Here is a 26,166-nt window from a genome sequence, read left to right on the forward strand (position 1 = left end):
AAGGTAAACGAAACACGATACTATAAGATTCATAATTCATTATGGATCTTTTTTTTTGTTTTAAATTTGGTTGTTGCATGTATCTTTGCAAGTATTATGGCAATATTATTAAACTTAGAAACGGCTACGACAAATTGTTCTGTGAGCATAGCTGAAAATGGAGCGCTTTTAGCAATTAAAGAGTTTGACAGCGCGGCTTATTCTCATGCAGAGCAACTACATATATTTATAGAAGAAGTTTTGCAAATAGCGTCGCTGAATCTAAAAGATTTAGATGCTATAGCGGTAAGTAAGGGTCCTGGTTCTTATACAGGCTTGCGTATAGGTGTTTCTGCAGCAAAAGGATTATGTTTTGCACTTGACCTTCCTTTAATTTCTATACCAACATTGGAAAGTATGGCTTATCAGGCCCATGTTAATGATGTAAGTTTTGTAATACCTGTTTTAGATGCCCGCCGTATGGAAGTGTATTCTTCCGTTTTCAATCATGATTTAGAAGAAATTAGAGAAACCAAAGCAGAGGTAATTGATGAAAATTCATTCCGTGATTACGCGGAAAAAGGTAAGGTGCTAATTTTAGGGAGTGGAGCTCAAAAATGTAAAGAGACTTTAACGCACGCTAATTTTAGTTTTGAAACTACGGTTGTGCCTTCAGCAAAAGAAATGGCAATGCTCTCTAATAAAAAGTTCAAAGAAAACAACCTTGAAAATGTTGCCTACTTTGAACCTTATTATTTAAAAGACTTTATCGTATTAAAGAAGAAAAAGGCTTAGCGTTATTTATTGTATTGTACTACTTGTGGGAATGGAATTTCAATTCCTTCCGCATCAAATCTAAGTTTAGTTTCCTCCATTACATAGAAGTGTGCTTCCCAGAAATCTGAGTTGTTGGCCCAAAAACGCAACGTAAGATTTACAGAGCTTTCTGCCAATTCATCCACATAAACTACTGGAGCTGGATCTTTGAAGATAGTTTCATAATCTGCACAAATTTTTAAAAGGATTTCTTTTGCCTTTTTTAAATCTGAACCATATCCTATTCCAATAGAAATTTTATCTCTACGAGTATCTTGCGCATTGTAATTGGTAATGTTGTTATTAGATAATTGACCGTTAGGAACAATAACAATTTGATTCCCGAATGTGCTTAATTTTGTCGTAAATATTGATATTTCTTTCACGGTACCATCTACTCCTTGAGCAGCGATAAAATCGCCAACCTTAAAAGGTTTAAAAATTAAGATAAGTACGCCTCCAGCAAAATTAGCTAGTGATCCTTGTAATGCTAAACCAATAGCAAGACCAGCAGCACCAATTATAGCCACCAAAGAAGAAGATTGTACGCCTAATTGGGTAATAACAAGTACAAATAAGGTTATTTTTAACCCTATGCTTATAAGGCTTTGTAAGAAGCTTTCTAAGGATGGGTCGTAATCTTGCTTTATAAAGAATTTACGAACCATTTTATTAACCACTTTAATAAGCCATAAACCAACTATAAAGATTAACACAGCAAGAATTAAATTAGGAAGTGCTCCCCAAATCCATTTTATTGCATTGTCAACATGTTCTTGATAATCTGTAAGTTTCTCCATGTAATTTTTTAATTCTATTCTACATTCTTTTCACCGCAAAGGAACTTCATCTAAAACTAATATCCTATCGTATTATTGGATTACGGCAAAAGTTGTATTATTAGCGTCACTTATACGGTTATTCTAATTTTAAAGCATAAAAAAAGCGCATACAATGCGCTTTTAGTACTTTATAGAATAAAACAAATTACTTTATTTCAAAAGTGATTTTTACATTTACTCTAAACTCTTTTACGTCACCGTCTTCCACAGAAGCACTTTGTTCGTTAACATAAACAGAGCGTATGTTTTTAACGCTTTTTGATGCTTGAGATACTGCTTTTCTTGTTGCGTCTTCCCAGCTTTTTTCTGAATTTGCTAATACTTCAATTACTTTTAAAATTGCCATAATGATTTTTAATTTTGTGTTTCTTTAAAAGTAAGAAATTTCAAATCGAATGACGAATATATGTAGGAAAAATATTTAACAGCGTAAGTTTTAGCCGTTAATAGCTACAACATTCTCAACGTGATCTGCCATCATATTTTTAAGCATGCTTTCTATTCCGTTTTTTAAAGTATACGTAGACGAAGGGCAACCGCTACAAGCACCTTGCAAAATAACATTTACAGTTTTAGTCTCTTTATCGTATGATTTAAACATGATGTTACCACCATCACTAGCAACAGCGGGCTTCACATACTCTTCTAAAATATCAATTATTTTTTTAGAAGTATCATCAAGGTTTGCATCTTGAAGTTGTGTTTTTGGGGCTTCAGCTTTTTTCTTTACCACACTTTCGGCAGAAACCACTTCAAGTCCATCGGCTATGAAATTTCTAATTAATTCTCTAATATCAAAGGTCACTTCATTCCAGTCTGCAACTTCATATTTAGTAACAGATGCATAATTCTCATCAAAGAAAACTTCTTTTACAAAAGGAAAATGAAATAATTTCTTTGCTAATTCTGAATCTTTAGCTTCGTCAATATTTTTAAATTCAAAAGCCGTAGGTACAATTGTTTTATTAGAAACAAACTTCATCACAGCAGGATTAGGAGTGCTTTCTGCGTATACTGTTGCAGGTACTTTTTTAGGGTCTTTATCTTCGAAAATAACGGGTTCTCCGCTATTTAAATATTCTACTAATTGCTGAGCAACTTCATCTTTAACATCATCCCATTCTACAATGCTAAAACGCTCTAAGGCAATAAAGTTAGCAGAGATATAAACAGTTTTTACAAAGGGCAAATAAAATAATTGTTGTGCTAGTGGTGAGTTTTTAGCTTCATCAATATCTTTATATTCGTAGTTATTGCTTTTGGTGATAAAGTGGTTCGTATCGAACTTAAGTATGGCCGGATTATTAGTTTCTACAATAGTTATCGTAAACTCTTTCATCTTAATTTTATTTTAGGAGCAAAAATACAAAGTAATTGCCACTATAGCTATATATAATAATGTTGTATTTATATCGTTATACTTTATATTTAGAAAAACTAGAACACACCACTCTTTAAACATTTAAATGAAAAGGATTTATTTTTCAGTACTACTCCTGCTAATTTTTGTAGCCCCAACTAAGGCTCAAGAAGGCATCCCTGTTTATTTTGATTACTTATCGGATAATTATTATTTAGTTCATCCTTCTATGGCCGGTATAGGAGAAGGTGGTAAAGTTAGACTTACAGCTAGAAAACAATGGTTTAGTGTTGATGATGCCCCTAATTTGCAAACTTTAAATGCACATTTTAGAGTAAGTGAAAAAAGTGGCGTAGGCGCTATAATTTTTAATGATGCAAATGGTTATCACTCACAGACGGGTGTTAAATTTACCTACGCGCACCACTTAAAATTTGGTGGTGATGGACGTACTTTAAATCAGCTTTCTTTTGGACTAAGTGGTACTATGTTACAGAGTAGTTTAGATGAAACGGAGTTTAGGTCAGTAACGCCAGATCCTGCAATTGTAGGGTCTAGAATAAGTGCTACTTACTTTAATGCAGATTTAGGAATGTCTTATAATTATTTAGAATTCTATGCACATGCATCCATTTTAAACGTGATGAGTAGTAAGCGTAATTTATATTATAAAGATAGAACGGATAACCCTCAAGTGCCAGAAGTAGATAACCTAAGACGATATTTGTTTTCTGTAGGGTATCTTTTTGGTCGTAGTGATTGGCAACTAGAGCCTTCTGTAATGTTTCAAATGACAGATTTTACCCAAGAAAAATCAATGGATTTTAATGCTAAGGTGTATAAAGACGTAGATTTTGGTAAAGTATGGGGCGGTATTTCTTACCGAAGAAGTTTTGATGGAGCGCAGTATGCTACTACAGACGATTTTGGTGAACAACGTTTACAGTTAATTACACCAATAGTTGGCGTAAACTATAAGAATTTTATGGTGTCTTATAATTATTCTTATCAAATGGGAGATATTCGTTTTGATAATGGTGGTTTTCATCAGATTACCTTAGGGTATGACTTTTTGCAAACAGAAAAAAGATTTGATTGTAAATGTCCTGCAGTTAATTATTAAAATATAATAACAAATAATTTATAGAAAATCCTGTAGTTTTGGCTACAGGATTTTTGCTTTTTACGGGAGCTCTGTTTAGTTATCCCATTTGTAATTTTTCAGTTCAGCTTGTTTTTTTATTGCAGATAACATTGCATTTTCAAGTCCTCCTTGATTTTCACCTATTTGATTTTTTGTAATAAACAACTCACGTTTTTTATTTAATTCTTGAATTTGCAATTGTATAGCAGTACGTTCTTCTTTTTTAATACCAATGTAATTTTCAATTTCTTTATCTGATTTATTTTTTAATTCTACAGGTAACTGTTCTTTTTCTAATTTAGAGGTGTCAAACTCTTCGTCATCTGCTGCATCAACCAAATCCCAAGTGGCATTGTTATATAATCTAGAACTTTTACTCACGGCTCTTTTTACCGCTACAGCTTCTTCTACTTCCATAGCATTATTATCTTGTGCATATTGCTTTTGCAGTTTAGCTTTTCCTAAACTACCATAAGCAATATAGGTATGGTTTAATTTAGAATTTAGCTTTACAATATCTGCATCATATGGGGTATCTATATGTACAATATGTTTGTTATGATCAATAGCCATATAATCGCCACCGGTTAAAATTGCACCGTTTTTCCATTGGCTAGATACGCCTTGTTGGTACTCGCCACAAAAAATAGTATTGATGACTACATCTTTTTCTTTTGCGTTAGTTACCGCATCTTTATAATTTAATTTACCTTGGGTAAAAGGTTCGTTCCCTGCAATGAATATCATTTTTAGGTTATCAGCATTTTTACCCCAATCTAATTGATTTAAGGAGGTTTGTATTACTTGCCCGCAGTATTCTTCGCCACCATTAGTGCTTAAAGAAAATAGTTTTTCTGAAATTTCATCCAAATCTCCGCTAAACCCTAGTACTTGTTGAATGTACCCTTCTTGTGACGCTAAGTAATCATTTCCGTATTGGTAAAGGGCAATCTCTAAATTTGGTCTTATGTAATCGTGGTTTGTATCATTACCGCAACGTGCCTTTACATACGCAAATTTGTTTACGATGTCCCATAATTGTGCTTTAGCTTGGTCAATAAGTCCGTCCATACTATTGCTAGTATCTAATAGTAACGCAATTTTAACCGTATTGTTTATGTGTTTGTGTTCGTTCGTAGTTGCTTGCGCCATAACGGGCGCTGTAACGTCTTTTTTTTCGATCATTTCACAGGCACTCATTGCTGTAACGCTGAGCGCTAGAAAGCTTATCCCGATAATTTTTTTAATATTTTTCATGTTTGCTTAAGTTTATATTGTTTTATTCCGTTCGTAAAACTAGCCGCAAACTTTTTTAGATAAAACAAACAATGAGTAAAGTGGTTGTTTCAATGAGGGAAGTTAGTTGCCAAATTTGTAAAGCCTACTTATCAGGGTTAATTTTATGGGAATCAATAATTTTAGCATTTTTTAATACCATGAAAAACAACTAAGTTTATCCTCTATTTAATGCATAATGAATAAAAGACTGCACCTATTTTTTACGTTTCTCTTGTTTTGTTTTGTAGCTTTTTCTCAAGCGCAAAGCCAAAGGTCTAGTTTTGAGATAAAGGGTTCTGTAAAAGGTGAAGAAAATAGAGAGCCAATATCTGGTGTTACAGTAACTACTAGTAGTGGGAGTTATACGGTGACCAATGGTTTGGGAGAATTTAAAATTAAAGCAATTATTGGAGATGAGTTGATGTTTGAGAGTTTTGCCTTTGAAACGGTAACACATATCGTAAAAAGCTCAGAGGATGTAGATGTTCGCGTAAGAGATTACACCCCTGAAAGTAAAGCGTCTAAGGTAGCATCAAAAAGTAGAAGCTCCACATCTATTCAGCAATTATTAGATTCAGCAAACTATTATAAAAAAACAGATATTGAAAATAGTATTGATTTCGTTACAAAAGCAATCGTACAAATAGGTAGAGAAGGCGACAAGGATTTACTGTCAAAATCATACACTACTTTAGGGGAGATATATCACTATCACAAACAATATGATTTAGCGGTAAATAGCTTTAAAGAAGCCCTATTAGCTTCAGATACTGTTAAGACGGAGTTGTTGCTGGCACAAAGTTATTTGGCTAATAATGAGTATGTAAGTGCGCAATCTATATTTCTAGCCCTAGCTAAAAAATCTTCGCTTACAAGTTATCAAAAAGCACAAGTATATGAGGGCTTGGGAGATGCTAATAAAGGTTTAGGTGCTACAGATAAAGCTATTGAAAATTATTCTTTAGGACTAAACTTGGCCAAAAAGAAATCTATAACGCCTAAAATAACAGATTTAAACTCTAAAATTGCCGATGCCTATGCTGATGATAATCAACTAGAAGAAGCAGAAGTTTATTATGATAATTCACTAGAATTGTCTAAGAATGAAGCGCCACAAAGAGCGGTTCAGGAAAAAGAGAAAGTGGCCGATTTTTACAATAAGAGAAATGAATATGATAAAGAAGTTAGCCTCCGAAAAAAGAGTTTAGAAGATTTAAAAGTGCTGAACTCACCTCAGAAAAAAGTAGCAAAAACCTCAGGGGTAAATACAGGTTCTGATTCTATTTCATCGCAACGTATTAAATATAAAATAGGAAATGCATTATTATCTCAGCAGAAATACGATCAAGCAATACCCTATTTAATAGAGAGTATTGATGAAGCTAGCGTTGATGATGATTTAGTGGTTCAAAAAGACGCTACAAGAAAGCTTTCTGAAGTGTATAAGTATCAAGGAGATTTTAATAAAGCGTTAGAAACGTATCAAGAGTATGTAAGTATTGTAGATACGTTATATGTGCGAAAGGAACAAGAGATTTCTAGGGCAACCCGCTTAAATAGAGAGATAGCAACAAAACAGAATAGAATTTCGGGATTAGAAAAAGAAAGGGAATTGTACCAAAGTAAATATGATTTGGTGTTGACGAGTGAGCAATTAGTAGAACGTCAAAAATGGTTAATCTATTCGCTTGTTTTTGGAATGCTATTATTAGGCTTAACCACATACTTTTTCTACCGCAGTAATAAGCAGCAAAAATTAGCAAACAATTTATTGGCTCTAAAATCTTTGCGATCACAAATGAATCCGCATTTTATTTTTAATGCGCTAAACTCTGTAAATAATTATATTGCTAAAAGCGATGAGAGAAGTGCGAATAGGTATTTAAGTGATTTTTCTACCCTGATGCGTGCTGTTTTAGAAAATTCAGAAGAAGATTTTATTCCATTAACTAAAGAAATAGAATTACTGGAACTTTATACAAAACTAGAACATTCTCGGTTTGCAGATAAATTTGATTATGAAATAAAAATTGATGAAGAGATCGATATTGCTGCTTATCAAATTCCTCCTATGCTATTGCAACCTTATATTGAAAATGCCATTTGGCATGGCCTTCGGTATAAAGATGAAAAAGGTTTTTTAAAGATATCGGTTAAAAATATAACTAAGAATAGCATCGAAATAACAATTATAGATAATGGTATTGGACGTAAAAAATCTACCGAATTAAAAACAAATAATCAGAAAAAACAAAAGTCCAAAGGTATGGGCAATATTAAAAAGAGAATCGATATTCTTAATGATATGTATAAGGATAAAGTAGATGTAGTCATTTCTGATTATAAGGAGGACGGGACAGGCACACAAGTCTCTTTTTCGTTGAATAAAGAACAATAGCAAGAATCAATTTATAAAATAGGAGTATGAAATTGAAAGCAATTCTGGTAGAAGATGAAGCCAATAGTAGAGAAATTTTACGTAATTATTTAGCTAAATATTGCCCAAATGTAACTCTTGTTGGAGAAGCGTCAACGATAAAAGAAGGTTTAGATTTAATCGAAAAAAACCAATTAGATCTGGTTTTTTTAGACGTAGAAATGCCCTTTGGTAATGCCTTTGATTTATTAGAGCAAGTGCCAGAGAGAACATTTGAAACTGTATTTGTTACGGCGTATAATAATTATGCTTTAGATGCGCTAAATAACCATGCGGCATATTATTTAATGAAGCCTATTAGTATCGATGAATTGATTAAAGCGGTAGATTATGTCATGGAAATCCGTCAAAAAGAAAATGCATTAGAAGATAAGATTTTAAAGCCAAAGTTGAATGCGGTGGAGGGCAAAATAACAATTCCGCAACAAGATGGTTTTCAAATTTTAAATGTCTCAGATATTATGTATTGCAAAGCAGATGATAATTATACGGAGATTTATGTAAAGGACAAAAGAATAGTCGTGAGTAAAACTTTAAAATATTTTGAAGAAGCACTGTCAGATTTCTCTTTTGCTAGAATTCATAAATCTTATGTGGTAAATGTAAATGAAATTGTAAAATATGTCAAAGGAAAAGGAGGTAGCGTTGTGCTTTCTAATGGTAAGGAGTTGTTAGTTTCGGCTTCTAAAAAGAAAGATTTATTAGCCTATTTTGAATAGGTATTTATATTTTAATCAGTAATAAATAATTAGTATGATAATAAAAACAATAAACGGAAATACTCCAGTGATAGGCGAAGATTGCTTTATAGCTGAAAATGCTGTAATTGTTGGAGAAGTTTCCATGGGTAGTCAATGTAGTGTTTGGTATAATGCAGTGCTTAGAGGAGATGTACACTATATAAAAATAGGGAATAAGGTTAATATTCAAGATGGTGCAGTAATTCATGCAACCTACAAGAAATCGCCAACTACCATTGGTAATAATGTATCCATTGGTCATAATGCTCTTGTTCACGGATGTACCATACATGATAATGTTCTTATAGGAATGGGGAGTATTGTTATGGATGATTGCATCGTGGAAAGCAATAGTATTATTGCAGCAGGAGCAGTGCTGACCAAAGGAACCCATGTGCCTAGTGGTACTATATTTGCAGGAGTGCCAGCAAAAAAAATAAAAGATATTAGCCCTGAATTAAGTTCAGGAGAAATAGATAGAATAGCAGAAAGTTATGTGATGTACTCTGGTTGGTTTAAAGAATAGAGGCTAGGACATCAAAATAAATATTATCACTATTTTTGTCACATAATTAAAAGAATTAAAACGATGAATGCATATATTTTTCCAGGACAAGGAGCGCAATTTGTAGGAATGGGTTTAGACCTTTATGAAAATTATCCTATTGCTCAACAGCTTTTTGAAAAAGCGAATGACATTTTAGGTTTTAATATTACGGATATTATGTTTGAGGGTACTGCGGAAGCTTTAAAGGAAACTAAGGTAACTCAACCTGCTATTTTTCTTCACTCTGTAATATTGAGTAAAGTAATGGGAGCTACGTTTAAGCCAGATATGGTAGCGGGTCATTCCTTAGGAGAGTTTTCTGCTTTAGTAGCCAATGGCACTTTAAATTTTGAAGACGGTCTTAAGTTAGTGTCTCAAAGAGCATTGGCCATGCAGAAAGCCTGTGAGTTAAAACCGAGCACCATGGCTGCGGTTTTGGCCTTAGCAGACGATGTTGTAGAAAAAATATGTGCAGAAGTTCCTGGAATTGTGGTTGCTGCAAATTATAATTGTCCAGGACAATTAGTTATTTCTGGAGAAGTAGAGGCTGTAACTATTGCTTGCGAAAAAATGAAAGAGGCTGGAGCACGTAGAGCGCTTATGTTACCTGTGGGTGGGGCTTTTCATTCTCCACTAATGGAGCCTGCAAGAGAGGAACTAGCCGCCGCTATTGAAAATACGGTATTTAAAACACCTACTTGCCCTATATATCAAAATGTAAGTACAACAGCAATTAGGGATGCAAATGAAATTAAGAAAAATCTTATTTCTCAATTGACTGCTCCTGTAAAGTGGACACAGAGTGTACAGCATATGATAGAAGATGGGGCTACTCAATTTATTGAAGTAGGACCAGGGAAAGTTTTACAAGGTTTAGTGAAGAAGATTCATCCAGGGGCTGAAGCTAAGTCTGCTGAAATTGTTTAAACTATTTTAGAGTGAATGGTTATACCGATGAAAGTGGTATTTCACCCCTTTTATCGGTTCAATAATCGATATTTTGAGTAATATTGGGGTCTATTTTAAATGCCGCAAAATTTGTATGTAATTTTGTTTTTTAAGAAATAAAATACGATAACCATGAATACCCTATACCAACCAATTTATAAACTTTCTTGTGCGAATTATTTTGCACAAATTTTGCTTGTAGTCGGATTTCTATTTTTGCCAATTTTTATGTCTGGGCAGTCTACTGTTGTAGTTACAGCTACAGATGCGATAGCTACGGAAGGAACACCAGCAGATGATACCGGCGTTTTTTTAATAGATTTAGGTTCTGTAAACACTACAGGAGGAAATGTAGTTGTTAATTTTGTTTTCAGCGGTACAGCAACTTCAGGTACAGATTATGTAGATCTTGGATCCAATATTAGTATCCCTGATGGAGATAGAACTGCTCAATTAATAGTAGTTCCTGTAGATGATACATCATTTGAAGGAAATGAAAGTGTACAAATTAGATTAACAGGAACGGATGACGGAGGCTTTACTGTAGCAGGGAATTCAAGCAGTAATGCTATTATAACTTTAGTAGATAATGATGGCTGTAGTGCTGGAGGTATTGCTCCGCCTTTAGTTAGTAGTATACCAGAAAGATATTGTTCTGGGGTAGAGGTAGATTTATCTAGCTTCGTTACTAGAGCAGCACCATCAGGAACAACCTTACGTTGGAGTACGGATGCAACCCCTGACCCAAACGATGAAGCTTCATTTCTTGATTCGTCTGTTATAATGGATGGAGGAGATTTCTACGGATTTTACTACGGATCAGAAAATGGTAATGCTTGTATTTCACCTGTAGTAAGTTTACCAAGTATTAGTTTTGATACATCACCTTCTTTAGGGGCATTAAGTAATAATAATCAAGTATGTAATCAAGGTTTTTTTGGTATTGGTACTTCTTTAGATTTAGATGATGCACTTAATGGGCAAACCCTTGGTGGAATATGGAATTTAATTGATTCGCCTGCGGGTCAGACAACATCAATTAACTCGGGGAATTCAGTAAGTTATAACGGGCAGCCTACAGGGTCATATATTTATACTTATACGCCTAATTATGCCGGTGCACCTTCTTGTCCTCCAGAAAGCATTGAGGTAAGTATTTTTGTTACAGAATGTACCCCTTGTGGTGCAGGGAATACACCTCCACAATTAAACACAGAAGTGAATACAGATTTTTGTGTTGTAGCAGGCCAATCTATTAGTCAAGATTTGGCAGCATATACGAGCAGCTCGGCTCCTAGTGGTACAAACTTAATTTGGAGTAGAAGTAACGATTATACGCGATCAGATGTATTTTTGACCAATACATTAGTTTCCCAGGAAGGAACTTATTATGCATTCTTTTTAGATGAAGCCGACGATTGTGCGAGTCCGGTATTATCAGTTTCTATAATTATTAATCAAGAACCTGAAATAACAGCAACAGAAAATGCCTTATGTTCTGAAGGGATCATGACGCTAGAAGCAACGGCAACAGATGGGAGTACTATTAATTGGTATGCTACTGAAACGAGTACAACGCCTTTAGAGGAAAATTCACCGAGCTTTACCACACCCAACTTAACGCAAACTACGACATATTATGCGCAAGCTGTTATCGGTAGTTGTCTATCTGATCGTATACCAGTAGTTGCAACAATTAGCAACGAACCTGTCGTGCAGGCAGTAACAACGCCTTTAAATGCGTGTAATGTTTTAGATTCTGACTTTGCGACGGTGATTGATTTAAATACAGGGCTTACCCAAAGTGTTTCTGGTACTTGGGAAGTCACTTCAGATCCCTCCAATGCATTGTCAGTTTCAGGTACTGATACGGTAGATTTTATAAACGCACCAGTAGGTACTTATACCTTTACATTTACAACAGATACCGCAGTAGCACCTTGTTCAGATGTTTTAGTAACCATTACGGTAACAGTGGTAGAATGTGTCTTAGATACAGATATGGATGGATTAACGAATGCTGAGGAAAATACACTTGGTACAAATCCAGATAATGAAGACTCTGATGATGACGGTATACTAGATGGTGTAGAAGTTGGTGATGATGTGGAGAACCCTTTAGATGAAGATAATGACGGAATTATAGATGCTTTAGATTCTAATATTTTAGATAGTGATCTGGATGGTGTCGTAGATCAATTGGATCCCGCTAATTTTAATCCTTGCGTGCCAAATGCTTTTGCGGGTGCTTGTGATAGCGAATGCGGAGTGTTATTCAACCAGTTCTCACCAAATAGTGATGGTATTAATGATTTTTTAACGATTAGTTGTTTAGAGAATTACCCCAACAATAGTATAGAAATTTTTGATAGGTACGGAAATCAAGTATATAAAGCAGTACGTTATCAGAATAATTGGAATGGTACAGGTAAAAACGGAGATCTTCCGAAGGGAACATATTATTATGTTTTGAATTTAGGTGATGGTTCGCCAATAACTAAAGGTTGGATTCAAATTATTAGGTAATATGCAAAGCACTTTTAAAATGAAAAATTTGAATATAAATATATTTAGTATACTACTTTTTCTGATAGGAATAATGCAATTTTCCTATGGGCAGCGAGAGCCTCAGTATACACAGTACATGTATAATATAGGTAGCTTTAACCCTGCATATGTTGGTACTGTAGAAAATACAGAAATAACAGGTTCCTATAGAGCGCAATGGATTTCTGTAGATGGTGCCCCTAAAACAATGCGTTTAGGAGTTAATTTGCCTTTTTCGAATGATAAAAACGGATTAGGATTAAATATCGTTAATGATGAGCTAGGGCCCTCTACACAAACCTATATTGATGTTGCTTATTCTTTTCAAGTTAAAGTTTCCGATAACACAAAGCTATCGTTTGGGGTAGATGCCGGAGGAGCTTTGTTGAATGTAGATTATACGAAAGGTAATTTTGAGGTAATGGGAGAACCTCTCCTTAATTCAGAAACCTCGTTGAATAAGTTTTATCCTACTGTTGGTGCTGGAGTGTTTCTTTATGGAGAAAATTGGTATACTGGTGTCTCCATTCCAAATTTTTTGACAGATATTGTATATAATGATGAGGTCTCTGTGTTTATTGAGGATAAACCTCAATTTAACTTCATTGGAGGTTACGTTTTTAATTTATCAGATGAGCTAAAATTTAAGCCAGCTTTTCTTTTAAACTATTTAGAAGGCTTGCCTTTAAATGCTAATATTTCTACTAATTTTTTACTTAGTGATGTGGTTACTTTAGGAGCTTCGTATAGATTTGATAATGCGGTTAGTGGTATGGCCGGAGTACAGGTTTCTAACAGTATGTTCGTAGGGTATTCTTATGATTATTCAGTCAATGGCTTCTCTAGTTATAATGATGGGTCTCACGAAGTTGTTCTTAAATTTTTCTTTGGTAGAGGTGGAGATAGTAAGAATAAAAAGAACGGAAATAGCAAAGGGAAACCAAAACAGATAGATACACCAAGATTCTTTTAACTATAAAGCATGAAAATGAAACTAAAAGCCATCCTATTATTTTTACTGATGTTTAGTGCATTAAGCTTTGCGCAAAATAAATCTAAAGGAGATAATTTCTTTTTTGAGTATGCGTATAAAGAGGCTATAAAAGAATACAATAAAGAACAAGTTAAAAAGAGTTTAACTAGTCAGCAATTTCTAAACCTTGCAGATTCATATTTAAAGACGGGTAACTATACTAAAGCTGCAGAGCTTTACGAGAAACAATATGAAAAAGATACTACTTTAGGGACTCCTTATATTAACAAGTTACTTTTGTCTGTAAGTAAAACTAAAGATAGAGCAGAGTTTCAGAATTATACTTCAAAATTCTCTAGCTTCTTTTCTAAAGAATTGATAGATAATTCAGAATTCAACTTTGAGATTTTAGAGAATAATACTGCTAAAAATCAAGATTTTCTTATTTTCAACTGTTATTTGAATAGTCCTCAAGCCGATTTTTCTCCTGCATTTTATAAGGATGAATTATTATTTACAAGTGGTCGAACCAAAGTAAAAGGGAAGATTTATGCGCCATCAGGGGAGTCTTATTTAGATATTTATGCTGGAAAAATTCAGGCAGACGGAGATGTTACTGTTCCTAAAGTGTTTAAAAAGGTAGCAAATTCTAACTATCATAAAGCAACGCCTTATTTTTCTGAAGCATTAAATGGCATTATATATATGCTCTCTAATGCAGATGGAGATGATTTGCTGTTTGATAAAAATGGAAAGAATACTTTGGCTATTGGTTTGGTAACCGAAAAAGGGAGTTTTGAATATCTATTGAGAGATTTGAGTACATCATTTTACTATCCGTATTACGATGCTGCAACAAGTAAACTCTATTTCGCTGCAAATTTTGAAGGCGGATTTGGAGGAACAGATATTTATTATGTGCACACCAATAATGGACAAATCATGTCTGCTCCTATAAATTTAGGGCCAAAAATAAATTCTTCAGGAAATGAAATAGCTCCTTATATTTTAGAGGGTAGTTTGTTTTTCTCATCTGATATTTTTTATGGTTTAGGAGGAATGGATATGTATACCTCTAATATGTCTGAAGACGGTTTTAGTACCCCTGTGAATCTAGGTAAGGGTATTAATAGTTCTTATGATGATTTTGGATTTATCATTAAAAAAGATGCTGCTGATGGTAGTTATCTTGGTTACTTTTCATCTAATAGAGAAGGCGGTAAGGGTAATGATGATATTTATGGTTTTAAAGTGGCAGAAAAACCAGGTTTAAAAACAATTGTAATTAAAGGTATAGTAGTTAATCCAGCAAATGATAAAGGTATTGAAGAAGCTAGTATTACTCTTTTTGATGAAAATGGAAATATACTGAAGCAGTCTATAAGTGGTGTTGATGGCGATTATCAATTTGAAATTCCATTTCGTAAAGAATATGCTGTGAAAGCTTTTAAAAAGGGACATGGAAGATTTTATCAAGAATTTCTGCAAGAACAAGGAGCTAAAGCGGTTACCCAGAATTTAAAAATTGGTTTGCCTTTTATTCAAGATGTAGTTGAGGAGAAGGAAAGTAAAACAGTAATTAAGCTTCAGAAATTTTATTTTAGTAAAGGAAAAAGTACGATTACGCCTGCCATTGCTGCAGAACTAGATAAGGTAGCTGCCGTCGTGGTTAATTTTCCAGAGATACAACTCAAAGTAGAATCTCATACCAATAGCCGTGGCAGTGGTGCGTCTAACTTATCACTTTCTCAGGACAGGGCAAGTGCCGTTAGAAAATACTTATTGAGTAAAGGTGTTTCTAGCGAAAATGTAGTTGAATATATTGGGTATGGTGAAAATCTAGTCATCAACCAGTGTAAAAATGGAGTTTATTGTTTGGAGTTTTTGCATAATCAAAATGATAGAACTCTAATAACGGTGCTTAACTATGATGAATTAAATTAGTGTTTATGTACTAGTATTCTGCTGTATTTTAATCCGTGAATGCTTTTTGTGGAGCGTATAAAATGTTTCTAATTATTTTATCTCAATTTTTTCTCCATAAAACTTAGGTTGTTTATTGGTGAGTAAATCTATAAAAACTTTTACGCGAGCAAAATATTCTCTTAGTTGTACTTTAAATCCATTTGTTCCAGTGATGTCTTTTGCGTTAAACCCTATGGCCTTTAAGCCTTTTTTATGTGCTAGGTAGATGGCTCTATCATTGTGAAATTCTTGAGAAATTACCGTAACACTAGTTAGTCCAAAAACATGTTTAGCACGCATCATGGAATCTAGTGTTCTGAATCCGGCATAGTCTAAAAATATTTTATCCTCAGGAATTCCGCCTTTTACCAAATCTTTTTTTATGGCTTTAGGTTCATTGTAATAAATACTTCCGTTATCGCCGCTTACAAGGACAAATTCTATCTTACTTGCCTTATACAAGGCAACAGTAGCTATAATTCTATTCGTGTAGTAGGGATTGGGATGCCCAGATGTAAGTCTCTTTGCCGTTCCTAATATTAGGCCAACTCTATTTGCAGGTATTTTTTCTACTGATGTGTATGTTTGTTCTTCTGTAGACGCATCAATAATGTAATTACAAATAAATAGTAACGCAAAAAATAGCACGGTACATGCGGCAATTACTTTTAGAATTTTTTTAAGCATATTTTATAAACTTAGGAATAAAGATAATTAAAACCTTATTCTGTTAGTCTTTTTCAAGTAAAATAGTAATTTCAAAGTTTAATACTTTATTTGTAAAAGCTTTAGATTTAATAAAATAGATTAGTACAATTATGAAAGAGAAATTATTAGTTTTTTTGTTGTTTTTGTTTATCACATCATGTGTAAGTGTAAAAAAGTATAACAACCAAATTAAGGAGTTACATACGGTACTAGAACTTCGGCAAGACATAGATTTTGCGTATAGTAGATTAACAAGGCTTCATCCTAGGTTATATCAATTTATAACAAAAGAAAAGCTAGACCATAAGTTTGATAGTTTGAAGTTGGCTATAAAAAACCCAATGTCTAGTACCGATTTTTATAGAATGCTGGCTCCGGTAGTATCAGAAATTAGGCAGGGTCATATTACGATTAGCCCTCCATTTTCTAGATTCAAAAAAAAAGAATGGAAACTAAGGAGAAAGAATAAATTTGAGTTTTATGATCTAGCTTTTGAACAGGTTAATGATGCCTTTCTAATTCAAGATAATTATGGGCTAGATAGCACTATCGTTGGTTCGGAAGTTTTAGAAGTTAACGGAGAGCCTATAAAGCAGTTAGTAGCTAATTATCAAAAAGTATTTTCTTCAGATGGGTATAATACTACTTTTAAAGATAGGTTTGTTGCCTTGCGGTTTTCAAATTTTTATTTACGAGATAAGGGTAGATTAGATAGTTTAGAGTTAAAACTAAGGCATAAGGATTCTATTTTTACTAAAATGCTAAGGACTATTCCAAAAGACTCTTCTTCTGTAAAGAAAATAGCTAAAGATTCTACTTCAGAAATGAATGAGGTAAGATTAACAAGGCTTGAGAAAAAAAATAAAAAGAATTTAGAAAAAATTAAAAGGAAAAATAATTATAAGTACGGCTACCAAGAAAGTAAAAAACAATTTACACGTAATTTTAGTTTTCTTAAACAAGATAGTACTATTGCTTACATGAAAATTAGAGGGTTTTCTAATGGAAAGTATTCAGATTTTTATAAAGAATCTTTTGAAAAATTAGATTCGGCTAAAGCAAAAACACTGGTTTTAGATCTCCGTGATAATACGGGAGGTAGATTAGATGAAATAGCCTTATTATATTCTTATTTAACGGATAAGGAATATCAATTTATAAAAAAAGGAGAAAGTATGACGCGCATTCCTTTTCATAAAGCGATACTATCAGGTAAAAATCCTTTTATGCTTAATGTCTTGGGTGTTCTTGTGGCTCCAATTACTATTCCTTTAGAGTATAGTAGAACAAAAAGAAAAGAAGGCATTTTGTATTACAAATTTAGAAGTTCTAAAGAAAACAGAAAACCAAAAGACCTTAATTTTAAGGGAGCTATTTACGTGCTAATTAATGGGAATTCTTTTTCGGCATCATCAATTCTATCAACAGCATTGAAGGGGTCTAAGAGGGCTACTTTTGTCGGTGAAGAAACTGGAGGGCATTTCAATGGAACAGTTGCTGGGATGAGTAAGTCTATTCAATTACCAAATTCTAAAGTAACACTTAGTTTTGGGTTATTACACATACAATCACCTTATGAAAATCTGGAAAAAGGCTATGGTGTTAAGCCAGACGTGGTTATCATTCCAAATAAAGAAAATAGATTACATCATGAGGATCCAGAATTAGAATGGATAATAGAAAAAGTTAAGCAATAATTTTTTTGTTTTTAAGTTTCTTAAATGAGGTAAGATTGATAAGAACTTCTTATATTTAAATAGGGTTAAAGTATTACTAATTGCAAAAATTAGCGGTTACTATAATTTGGTATTTTGTAGATTTGTTCATAATATTTTATTTTTTTTAGCTTATTTATTTGCATTAATTGATGAACTAAAATATGTTTGAATTTTAAAAGAAAGGGTCTAATAGTTGGTATTGCATTTGAAACAATAGGGCTATATAGACAAGGTAGATTTAAAAAATGTAGCTATGGATGTATTAGAAAAAGCATTAGAATTTGAAGGGCGAAAGATGTCAGGGATGACAACTAGCGATAGAGTAGAGGCTTCAAGAGAAGTTAAAAGCTTGATATTGGCACTTAATGAAATATACAAGGAAAGTAAGGATGCTGAGCTAATGGACGTTATGAAGCGTTTAACGGTTATTAAGCGTAAAATTGATAAGCGTCTTAATGGAAAGCTTGTTGTTTAATAAGGTTTAGTATTTTAAATATAAAGGCTCAAGAATTATTTCTTGAGCCTTTATTGTATTTAGGAGTTTTTTTAACTGGAAAAAGTTAATCTAACTTAACTTCGCTTTTAGTGATATGAACAATAGCGTCTCCTTGGTTTACAATAGGAGATTGATTAACACATATTACATGACCAGCAAAGGTTGCTTTTTGTTTTTTCTCAAAATACCCAAAAGGATCAGACAAGCTTCCTAAATTATCACCTATGTTAACATATTGACCCAATTGAACTGTTGGATGGAAAAGCCCTGAAAACTTGGCTCTAATCCATGCAGAGTCTTCTACTAAATAGGTAGTTTCTTTCGTTGACTTCAATGAAGCTATTTCTTTTTGAAAATTACGAATTCCTAATTGTTGCATGACTCTAAGTGCACCCGTTAAGCCAACTTTGGATACTTCGTTGTTTATATTCAATGATTTTCCACCTTCAAATAAAAGTACTTTCTTGTTCAGCTTATTTAAGGTCTCTCTAAATGATTTTTCTCTTTTGGCTGAGGTGATAATAAATCTTGTGCCAAATGTTTTGGCTAACGCTAGGCTTTCTGCATCATTTTTTCCAATTCGGATTTGCGGTGCATTAAAACGACTATCGCCACCTGTATGAAAATCTATACAATAATCAATATTAGGAATAATTTCTTTTACAATGTGATAGGCAAATCTACTGGCTAATGAGCCTCGTAAACTTCCTGGAAATACACGGTTTAAGTCTCTGCCGTCAGGGAATTCTCTAGTCTGACTTAAAAACCCAAATACATTAACTACTGGTATGCATATAACCATACCAGCAACGGGAATGTGATATTGTTCAGATATAATTTTCCGAACTATTTCAACGCCATTAATCTCATTACCATGAATTCCTCCTGTTAGTAACAATGTGGGACCAGCTTCTTTACCTCTAGATACAATAACTGGAACTTCAATGGTAGAGCCTGTATGTAATTTGGCTATATTTAAGGATAATTGATGTGTTTCACCAGGGAGAATAACCTGACCTAATATTTTTATTTTCTTATTCGGCATTTCTTTCAACGTATTTAATAATATGCCCTGCGATATTTTTTCCTGTAGCAGTTTCAATTCCTTCTAATCCAGGAGAAGAATTTACTTCTAAGATTAAAGGGCCACGTGCAGATTGTAACATGTCTACTCCTGCAATTCCTAAACCTAATGATTTGGCAGCTTTAATTGCTGCATTTTCCTCTTCATCGGTAAGTTCAATAATATTCGCCGTACCACCACGGTGTAAGTTAGATCTAAATTCGCCTTCTTTGCCTTGTCTTTTCATTGCGCCTACTACAACCCCATCTACTACAAAAGCTCTAATGTCTGCACCTTTTGCTTCCTTAATAAATTCTTGAACGATAACTCTTGCCTGCAGGCCATTAAATGCCTCTAAAATAGATTCAGCAGAATTGCGGTTGTCGGCTAAAACTACTCCTAATCCTTGTGTGCCTTCTAATAGCTTAATGACTAATGGAGCGCCACCTACTTTATCAATAACGCCACTCACATCTTTAGAGTAATTACTAAAAACTGTTTTGGGTAAACCTAATCCTGCTCTAGAGAGAATTTGTAAACTTCTAAGTTTATCCCTTGATCTTACCAGGGCCTGAGATTCTGTTGCAGAGAAGACTTTCATCATTTCAAACTGTCTAACGACTGCAGTTCCATAAAAAGTAACAGAGGCTCCAATTCTAGGGATTACACCATCTACGTTTGTGATTTCTTCTCCTTTATAAACAATACAAGGTTTCTTTTTCTCAATGACTAAGTCGCATTTAGTATGGTTAACGACAACCATTTCATGCCCCTTTTTTTCACCTGCTTCAATTAGTCTTTTGGTAGAATACAGATTTTGATTTGCGGATAGGATTACAATTTTCATGTTTAATTTGTTAGGTATAGCGTTTAAAATGTACAGGATAGAATCCTCTTTAAACTATTTGTTATTTAGAGTGATTAGATATTTTGATAAGTGGTAATGGGAGCAATTTGATACGGAAAAGTATTTGTTGCTTTTTCTTTATTAACTGATGTTGGTGCTCAATATTTAGTGTTTATGAAGTTTATGAAAGCTATTGTATTCGAGTTAAAAATAACTATCCAGATAAGGTAGCCAAAATAAACTTAAAATAAAATTCTAAGTAGTTTTTTTAGAATTATTTGTCAAACGTAAAATTCACGTATTTTTCTCATGAAGTGACATCACATTCTTTAATGTATTGCGAGGAGGTAATGCCTTAAATAAGATGAGAGCTCTTGAAAACTGGTAGTTTTTTGAGTAGAAAAATGTATAAGCAACTTAATGTAATACCAACAGTTAATCCGGTAATGATATCTAAAGGGTAGTGTACTCCCAAATAAATGCGACTGTAGCTCACCAGGAGTGTCCAAGCTGCTAGTGCGAATAGGAATAGTTTATTTTTTTTGTAAAAAAGTAAACTAAAGAATACTGCTAAGGCAGATGAATTGGCGGCATGCGCAGAAAAGTACCCAAATTTGCCGCCACAATGATTTTTTACATTTCGCATAAGAAGGTTAATTTCATCATCATGACAAGGTCTTAGTCTGGCAACGCTATTTTTTACAATAATGGATAACTGTTCTGTGGTTAAAAGTAATGCTGCTACTGCAATTAGAATATAGATAGTTTTTTTAACTCCAAAACTTCTGTAGGTGTAATATAACAGGAATACATAAATAGGAATAGTAACAAGGCTTAATGTTCTAGAAAGGTACATCCAAAATCCATCCCAAGCAGGAGTTCCAAGTCCGTTTAAGTATAAAAAAATATCTTGATCAATTTTAATAAGCTCTTCTAACATAAAATAGTATAACTAGTAATTGTTAGGATAAACAATTTTATAATTCAATACTATTAAAAGCGACCAACAATTCCAATTTTTCCGGGTCCAAAGTCTAGATTCCAACTAACTTTTTTAGACTGGTCGTTATACTTCTCATCGTATCGACCATCAAGATAACGATCTATAGATTCCACCGTAAAAATGCTAATAGCTACTCCTAGTGCTACATCCGTTAACCAGTGTTGACCTTCCCACATTCTAGAAACACCAGGGATAAGTCCTACGGTGTAAATACCCGCTTTGGTCCATGGATTTTTAAACTGCTTAGCAATAGCATAGGCATTGGTGAAAGCTAACATGGTATGACCAGACGGAAAAGAATGAAAGTTTCTACTTGGATTAAAAGGATCAAAAGTATCTTCTGTTTTTCCGCTCACAGGCCGTGCTCTACCCACAAGAGATTTGGTCAGTTGTTGTAATAGTCCGGCAGAAGTAGCAGATGCGATCAAAAGAACTCCAGTACGTCTTAGTTTTTCGTTTTTTGAGACTAACCCTGTTAAATAGACACCTCCAGTAAACATGTAGTTGTATTGCGGACTTCCAAATTCGCTACCGTAGTCTCTTATAAATTTAGGGATTCCTTCTTTTTGACGTATTGAAAAATTAGAAGTTTCTTCATCAAAAATGTAAAGTACTCCCGTGCCGGCAGTAATGGCTCCAAAAGTAGCCCATTGTTTACCCTGCCAATGCAGTGGTCTTGTATAGGAATAGCCTACACCTCCAAAAACACTACCTAAATCATATTTGAAAGATTGCCATGTAGTTTCTGTAGAATCGGAAAAGGGCTGCGCTTCTAAAGATTGTTGTCCTTGTGAGTAGCTTAAACCAATGAGAAAGAAAACTACGATAGGAAGTATTTTTATTTTCTGATTTGTTTTATGATTTTGCATAGAATTTAATGAGTGCGTTGTATAGCTATAAATTACAAAAATAAAAGTTATGCGCTATTCTTAAAGATTTTTTACTTGAAGTAGATAGCTAAAATTGTTTAAGTGTGGTAAACAATCCGCTTTTTATTACTGTATGTTTTCTAATCTAAAGGTCGTGTAAAATAAAAAACCCTTGAAAATCATAAGATTAACAAGGGTTCTTGTACTCGAGGCGGGACTTGAACCCGCACGGACTAATGTCCATTGGATTTTAAGTCCAACGTGTCTACCAATTCCACCACTCGAGCCTATTTGCCTCTACGGCTAGGATCATTGTTTAAACGTATACAAATATACGATTTAATACAGAGCGAAAAAAGGGATTCGAACCCTCGACCTCCACCTTGGCAAGGTGATGCTCTACCCCTGAGCTACTTTCGCAGTTGATGTTTTATTTTAAAGAACTTCACATTCGTTCCAAATGCGGATGCAAATTTAAGATAATTCTATAAAAACCAAAGAAAAAAAGCAGAAAAGAATTAAAAAAATTAATTAACTGCTTTTGTTCGTTTGCTATGTATTAAAATACAGCTATTTAGCTTTTTTAAATTTTAGTTTAAGCTTTCTCTTTTTTGGTTATTAGGCGCTTAATTTCATTTAATTTCATCAAAGCTTCTACAGGAGTGAGTGTATTTATGTCTAAATGGGTAATTTCTTCTTTGATCTGCTGAAGTAAAGGATCGTCTAAATTAAAGAAGCTTAACTGCATTTCCTCATGGGCGTCTTTTAATTTTCCTGTTAGTTCTTCACTAGAATGTGATTTTTCTAATTTTTTTAGAATCTTATTCGCTTTTGCAATGACTTGTTGTGGCATTCCGGCCATCTTTGCTACATGTATTCCAAAACTATGCTCACTACCTCCTGGTGTAAGCTTACGTAGAAAAAGAACATTGTCCTTGAGTTCCTTTACAGAAACATTGTAATTCTTAATACGCTCAAATGTTGTCGCCATTTCATTAATTTCATGATAATGGGTGGCAAACAGCGTTTTTGCTCGCGCAGGATGTTCGTGCAGGTACTCAGAAATAGCCCAAGCGATGGAAATACCATCATAGGTGCTTGTTCCTCTACCAATTTCATCTAATAAAACTAAACTACGCTCAGAGAGGTTGTTTAGAATAGATGCCGTTTCATTCATTTCTACCATGAATGTAGATTCGCCCATAGAAATATTATCGCTTGCGCCTACCCGCGTAAATATTTTGTCTACAAAACCAATTTTAGCACTTTCTGCGGGTACAAAACTTCCCATTTGTGCCAGTAAAACAATAAGGGCTGTTTGTCTTAATATGGCAGATTTACCACTCATGTTTGGACCCGTAATCATGATGATTTGTTGTTCTTCTCTGTTTAAGACAACATCATTTGCAATATAAATTTCTCCTAAAGGAAGTTGTTTTTCAATGACAGGGTGTCTACCATTTTTAATTTCAATCTCGGTAGTATCATTGATACTTGGTAATACGTAGTTGTTTTCTTTGGCTAATTGTGTAAATCCGCAGAGACAATCTAATTGTGCAATTTGATATGCATTGTTCTGTACAGGGGCTATGTATTCTTGCATCCACATGATAAGTTGCGAGAATAATTCTTGTTCTAAGCTTAGAATTCTTTCTTCTGCTCCTAATATTTTGCCTTCATACTCTTTTAATTCTTCGGTAATATAACGTTCTGCATTTACTAAGGTTTGCTTGCGAATCCATTCTTCAGGAACTTTATCTTTATGTGTATTGCGTACTTCTATATAGTACCCAAAAACATTATTTGAAGCTATTTTTAAAGAGCTGATGCCTGTGCGTTCCGTTTCTCGGGCTAGCATTTTATTAAGGTAATCTTTACCAGAGAAAGCCAATCCTCTTAGTTCGTCTAATTCTTCTGAATACCCCTTAGCAATAGTACTGCCCTTGAGCATATTTACAGGAGCTTCTTCATGAATCATCTCCTTTATTTTAGAGCGCAATAAATCGCAAGCATGCAATTGGTCTCCAATAAATTTAACAGCTTCATTCTTACTCTGTATGCAAAGCTGCTTGATGGGAACAATAGCTTCAAGAGAATTTTTTAATTGAATAACTTCTTTTGGGTTTATCTTTCCTGTAGCAACTTTAGAAATTAACCGCTCTAGATCTCCAATTTGTTTAATGTGATTTTGAAATTTAGCATGTGTAGGTTCGTTAGCTTTTAAATAGGAAACTACTTCATGTCTTCGTTTAATCTTCTCAACATTTTTTAAAGGTAATGCAAGCCAACGCTTTAACATTCTGCCGCCCATCGGAGATATTGTCTTGTCTATAATGTCAAGTAGGGTAATGGCATTGCTGTTATTTGCGTGATATAATTCAAGATTTCGGATCGTAAAACGATCCATCCAAATATGTTCTTCTTCAGCTATACGTTCTAGTTTGCTAATGTGTTGTAATTTTCGATGCTGAGTTTCTGTAAGATAATGCAGGGTTACACCAGCGGCCGTGATTCCAAGGCTTAAGTGGTCTACTCCAAAGCCTTTTAAGCTCTTGGTTTTAAAATGATTGGTAAGTGTCTCTAGCGCATAATCATCTTGAAAAACCCAATCTTCCATAAAAAATGTATGGAATTGTTTACCAAAAGTTTCTTGAAATTCTTTTTTATGGGATTTGGAGACTAATATTTCATTAGGGGCAAAGTTCTGGAGTAATTTATCTACTTGATCATCGGTACCTTCAGAAGTTAAAAATTCTCCAGTAGAGATGTCTAAAAAAGCAACGCCAATACCTTTTCGTCCAAAATGAACAGCCGCAAGAAAGTTATTGCTTTTAGCACTTAAAATATCATCATTAAAGGCAACACCCGGAGTTACTAATTCTGTAACGCCACGTTTAACAATAGTTTTGGTTTGTTTAGGGTCTTCTAGTTGATCGCAAATGGCAACCCGAAGTCCTGCTTTAACTAGTTTAGGTAAATAGGTGTTTACGGAATGGTGCGGAAAGCCAGCCAATTCTGTTTTTTCCCCGCCATTATTCCTGTGGGTTAATGTAATTCCTAATATTTGCGAGGCCCTTATCGCATCATCACCAAATGTTTCGTAAAAATCTCCAACGCGAAACAATAGTAATGCATCAGGATATTTCTTCTTGATCGTATTGTACTGATTCATTAAAGGAGTTACCTTCTTTTTTTCTGTCTTTGCCAAAAGCTATATAATTAACCTATTTTTGCATCAAAATAATGAAAAACGAATGTACTATTTTCTTTAAGGAATATACATGATTGTTGATATTTTGAAATAAGTTTTTGATTTAAGAAACATGCGAAAATTAAAGAATAGCGAACTAGATCGTTTAGATGTTAATGGGTTTAAAGAAGCCAGTAAATCTCCATTGATTATTGTTCTAGATAATATTAGAAGTTTAAATAATATTGGTTCTGTTTTTAGAACGGCAGATGCTTTTTTAATAGAAAAAATATATTTGTGCGGTATAACAGCACAGCCTCCGCATAAAGATATACACAAAACTGCATTAGGAGCAACGGACAGTGTGGTTTGGGAATATGTAGAGAATACGATGGATGTTATTCAATCTTTAAAAGAAAATAAGGTAACCACGATTGCCATTGAACAAGCTGAAAATGCTGTTTTTTTAAATGATTTTAAGGTTTCTAAAGATGAAAAATATGCTTTAATCTTCGGGAATGAAGTAAAAGGTGTTGCTCAAGAAGTTGTTTCTAGTTGTGATACTGTGGTAGAAATTCCGCAATACGGCACAAAACATTCTTTAAATATTTCGGTAAGTGCAGGAGTAGTTGTCTGGGATTTGTGGGCCAAATTGAATGCTTAATGATTGTTCTGATTCATTTACAAGTATAAAAA

22 protein-coding genes and 2 tRNA genes are annotated in these 26,166 nt (G+C 33.9%); 12 read left to right on the plus strand and 12 right to left on the minus strand.

The features are described 5' to 3' along the window. Positions 1-96: 96 nt before the first annotated feature. Positions 97-774, plus strand: coding sequence for a tRNA (adenosine(37)-N6)-threonylcarbamoyltransferase complex dimerization subunit type 1 TsaB (gene tsaB, locus CELAL_RS10405; protein ID WP_013550868.1), 678 nt, complete (start codon positions 97-99; stop codon positions 772-774). Positions 775-776: 2 nt separating this feature from the next. Here tsaB and CELAL_RS10410 read toward each other — a convergent pair whose 3' ends face one another. The 3 genes from CELAL_RS10410 to CELAL_RS10420 all read right to left on the minus strand — a co-directional run bounded on the left by CELAL_RS10410 (position 777) and on the right by CELAL_RS10420 (position 2,976). Further along, positions 777-1,595, minus strand: coding sequence for a mechanosensitive ion channel family protein (locus CELAL_RS10410; RefSeq protein ID WP_013550869.1), 819 nt, complete (start codon positions 1,593-1,595; stop codon positions 777-779). A gap of 187 nt (positions 1,596-1,782) precedes the next feature. Continuing rightward, positions 1,783-1,983, minus strand: a complete 201-nt coding sequence (locus CELAL_RS10415; protein ID WP_013550870.1) for a dodecin family protein — start codon at positions 1,981-1,983, stop codon at positions 1,783-1,785. 90 nt (positions 1,984-2,073) lie between these two features. After that, the gene (locus tag CELAL_RS10420) at positions 2,074-2,976 is read right to left on the minus strand and encodes a NifU family protein (RefSeq protein ID WP_013550871.1); all 903 of its coding nucleotides are present in this window, start codon (positions 2,974-2,976) and stop codon (positions 2,074-2,076) included. A gap of 127 nt (positions 2,977-3,103) precedes the next feature. On the opposite strand from CELAL_RS10420, the gene CELAL_RS10425 reads away from it, so the two are divergent. Beyond that, positions 3,104-4,120 (plus strand): PorP/SprF family type IX secretion system membrane protein, encoded by a 1,017-nt coding sequence (locus CELAL_RS10425; protein WP_013550872.1) that lies wholly within the window; start codon positions 3,104-3,106, stop codon positions 4,118-4,120. A gap of 75 nt (positions 4,121-4,195) precedes the next feature. Here CELAL_RS10425 and CELAL_RS10430 read toward each other — a convergent pair whose 3' ends face one another. Beyond that, positions 4,196-5,398 carry a VWA domain-containing protein gene (locus CELAL_RS10430; RefSeq protein ID WP_013550873.1) on the minus strand — a complete coding sequence of 401 codons (1,203 nt, stop codon included), beginning with the start codon at positions 5,396-5,398 and terminating at the stop codon, positions 4,196-4,198. Positions 5,399-5,615: 217 nt separating this feature from the next. Between CELAL_RS10430 and CELAL_RS10435 the strand changes: the two genes are divergently transcribed. The 7 genes from CELAL_RS10435 (at position 5,616) to CELAL_RS10465 (ending at position 15,555) form a co-directional block, all read left to right on the plus strand. Then, positions 5,616-7,817: a histidine kinase gene (locus tag CELAL_RS10435; protein ID WP_013550874.1), complete on the plus strand. Its 2,202-nt coding sequence runs from the start codon at positions 5,616-5,618 to the stop codon at positions 7,815-7,817. 26 nt (positions 7,818-7,843) lie between these two features. Next, entirely contained in the window at positions 7,844-8,575 is a 732-nt protein-coding gene (locus CELAL_RS10440; RefSeq protein WP_013550875.1) for a LytR/AlgR family response regulator transcription factor, read from the plus strand. A 34-nt stretch (positions 8,576-8,609) separates the two neighbouring features. After that, on the plus strand, positions 8,610-9,122 hold the full coding sequence (locus tag CELAL_RS10445; protein WP_013550876.1) for a gamma carbonic anhydrase family protein: 513 nt from the start codon (positions 8,610-8,612) through the stop codon (positions 9,120-9,122). A 63-nt stretch (positions 9,123-9,185) separates the two neighbouring features. After that, the gene (fabD, locus tag CELAL_RS10450) at positions 9,186-10,070 is read left to right on the plus strand and encodes an ACP S-malonyltransferase (protein ID WP_013550877.1); all 885 of its coding nucleotides are present in this window, start codon (positions 9,186-9,188) and stop codon (positions 10,068-10,070) included. A 153-nt stretch (positions 10,071-10,223) separates the two neighbouring features. Next, the gene (locus CELAL_RS10455) at positions 10,224-12,617 is read left to right on the plus strand and encodes a T9SS type B sorting domain-containing protein (protein ID WP_013550878.1); all 2,394 of its coding nucleotides are present in this window, start codon (positions 10,224-10,226) and stop codon (positions 12,615-12,617) included. Positions 12,618-12,636: 19 nt separating this feature from the next. Further along, entirely contained in the window at positions 12,637-13,611 is a 975-nt protein-coding gene (locus CELAL_RS10460; RefSeq protein ID WP_041558090.1) for a PorP/SprF family type IX secretion system membrane protein, read from the plus strand. Between the two features lie 9 nt (positions 13,612-13,620). Continuing rightward, the gene (locus CELAL_RS10465) at positions 13,621-15,555 is read left to right on the plus strand and encodes an OmpA family protein (protein ID WP_245529690.1); all 1,935 of its coding nucleotides are present in this window, start codon (positions 13,621-13,623) and stop codon (positions 15,553-15,555) included. A gap of 72 nt (positions 15,556-15,627) precedes the next feature. Here CELAL_RS10465 and CELAL_RS10470 read toward each other — a convergent pair whose 3' ends face one another. After that, positions 15,628-16,263: a SanA/YdcF family protein gene (locus CELAL_RS10470; RefSeq protein WP_013550881.1), complete on the minus strand. Its 636-nt coding sequence runs from the start codon at positions 16,261-16,263 to the stop codon at positions 15,628-15,630. Positions 16,264-16,394: 131 nt separating this feature from the next. Here CELAL_RS10470 and CELAL_RS10475 point away from each other — a divergent pair, with 131 nt between their 5' ends. Beyond that, the gene (locus CELAL_RS10475; protein WP_013550882.1) at positions 16,395-17,981 is read left to right on the plus strand and encodes a S41 family peptidase; all 1,587 of its coding nucleotides are present in this window, start codon (positions 16,395-16,397) and stop codon (positions 17,979-17,981) included. Positions 17,982-18,255: 274 nt separating this feature from the next. Further along, positions 18,256-18,477, plus strand: coding sequence for a hypothetical protein (locus tag CELAL_RS10480; RefSeq protein ID WP_013550883.1), 222 nt, complete (start codon positions 18,256-18,258; stop codon positions 18,475-18,477). Between the two features lie 85 nt (positions 18,478-18,562). Here CELAL_RS10480 and CELAL_RS10485 read toward each other — a convergent pair whose 3' ends face one another. The 7 genes from CELAL_RS10485 to mutS form a co-directional block, all read right to left on the minus strand. Continuing rightward, positions 18,563-19,543, minus strand: a complete 981-nt coding sequence (locus CELAL_RS10485; RefSeq protein WP_013550884.1) for a succinylglutamate desuccinylase/aspartoacylase family protein — start codon at positions 19,541-19,543, stop codon at positions 18,563-18,565. Further along, positions 19,533-20,408 (minus strand): 30S ribosomal protein S6--L-glutamate ligase, encoded by an 876-nt coding sequence (gene rimK, locus CELAL_RS10490; RefSeq protein WP_013550885.1) that lies wholly within the window; start codon positions 20,406-20,408, stop codon positions 19,533-19,535. The genes CELAL_RS10485 and rimK overlap by 11 nt, the downstream gene beginning before the upstream one ends. 355 nt (positions 20,409-20,763) lie before the next feature. After that, a complete protein-coding gene (locus tag CELAL_RS10495) occupies positions 20,764-21,348 on the minus strand; it encodes a phosphatase PAP2 family protein (protein ID WP_013550886.1) in 585 nt (194 codons plus the stop codon). 53 nt (positions 21,349-21,401) lie between these two features. Further along, on the minus strand, positions 21,402-22,280 hold the full coding sequence (locus CELAL_RS10500; RefSeq protein ID WP_013550887.1) for a phosphatase PAP2 family protein: 879 nt from the start codon (positions 22,278-22,280) through the stop codon (positions 21,402-21,404). A 203-nt stretch (positions 22,281-22,483) separates the two neighbouring features. Further along, a tRNA-Leu gene (locus tag CELAL_RS10505) sits at positions 22,484-22,567 on the minus strand. 61 nt (positions 22,568-22,628) lie between these two features. Further along, positions 22,629-22,700, minus strand: a tRNA-Gly gene (locus CELAL_RS10510). A gap of 175 nt (positions 22,701-22,875) precedes the next feature. Further along, positions 22,876-25,452 carry a DNA mismatch repair protein MutS gene (gene mutS, locus CELAL_RS10515; RefSeq protein ID WP_085951524.1) on the minus strand — a complete coding sequence of 859 codons (2,577 nt, stop codon included), beginning with the start codon at positions 25,450-25,452 and terminating at the stop codon, positions 22,876-22,878. Positions 25,453-25,603: 151 nt separating this feature from the next. On the opposite strand from mutS, the gene CELAL_RS10520 reads away from it, so the two are divergent. Then, positions 25,604-26,134, plus strand: coding sequence for an RNA methyltransferase (locus tag CELAL_RS10520; protein ID WP_013550889.1), 531 nt, complete (start codon positions 25,604-25,606; stop codon positions 26,132-26,134). Positions 26,135-26,166: the final 32 nt, after the last annotated feature.

Source organism: Cellulophaga algicola DSM 14237, from assembly GCF_000186265.1.
GTDB lineage: Bacteria > Bacteroidota > Bacteroidia > Flavobacteriales > Flavobacteriaceae > Cellulophaga > Cellulophaga algicola.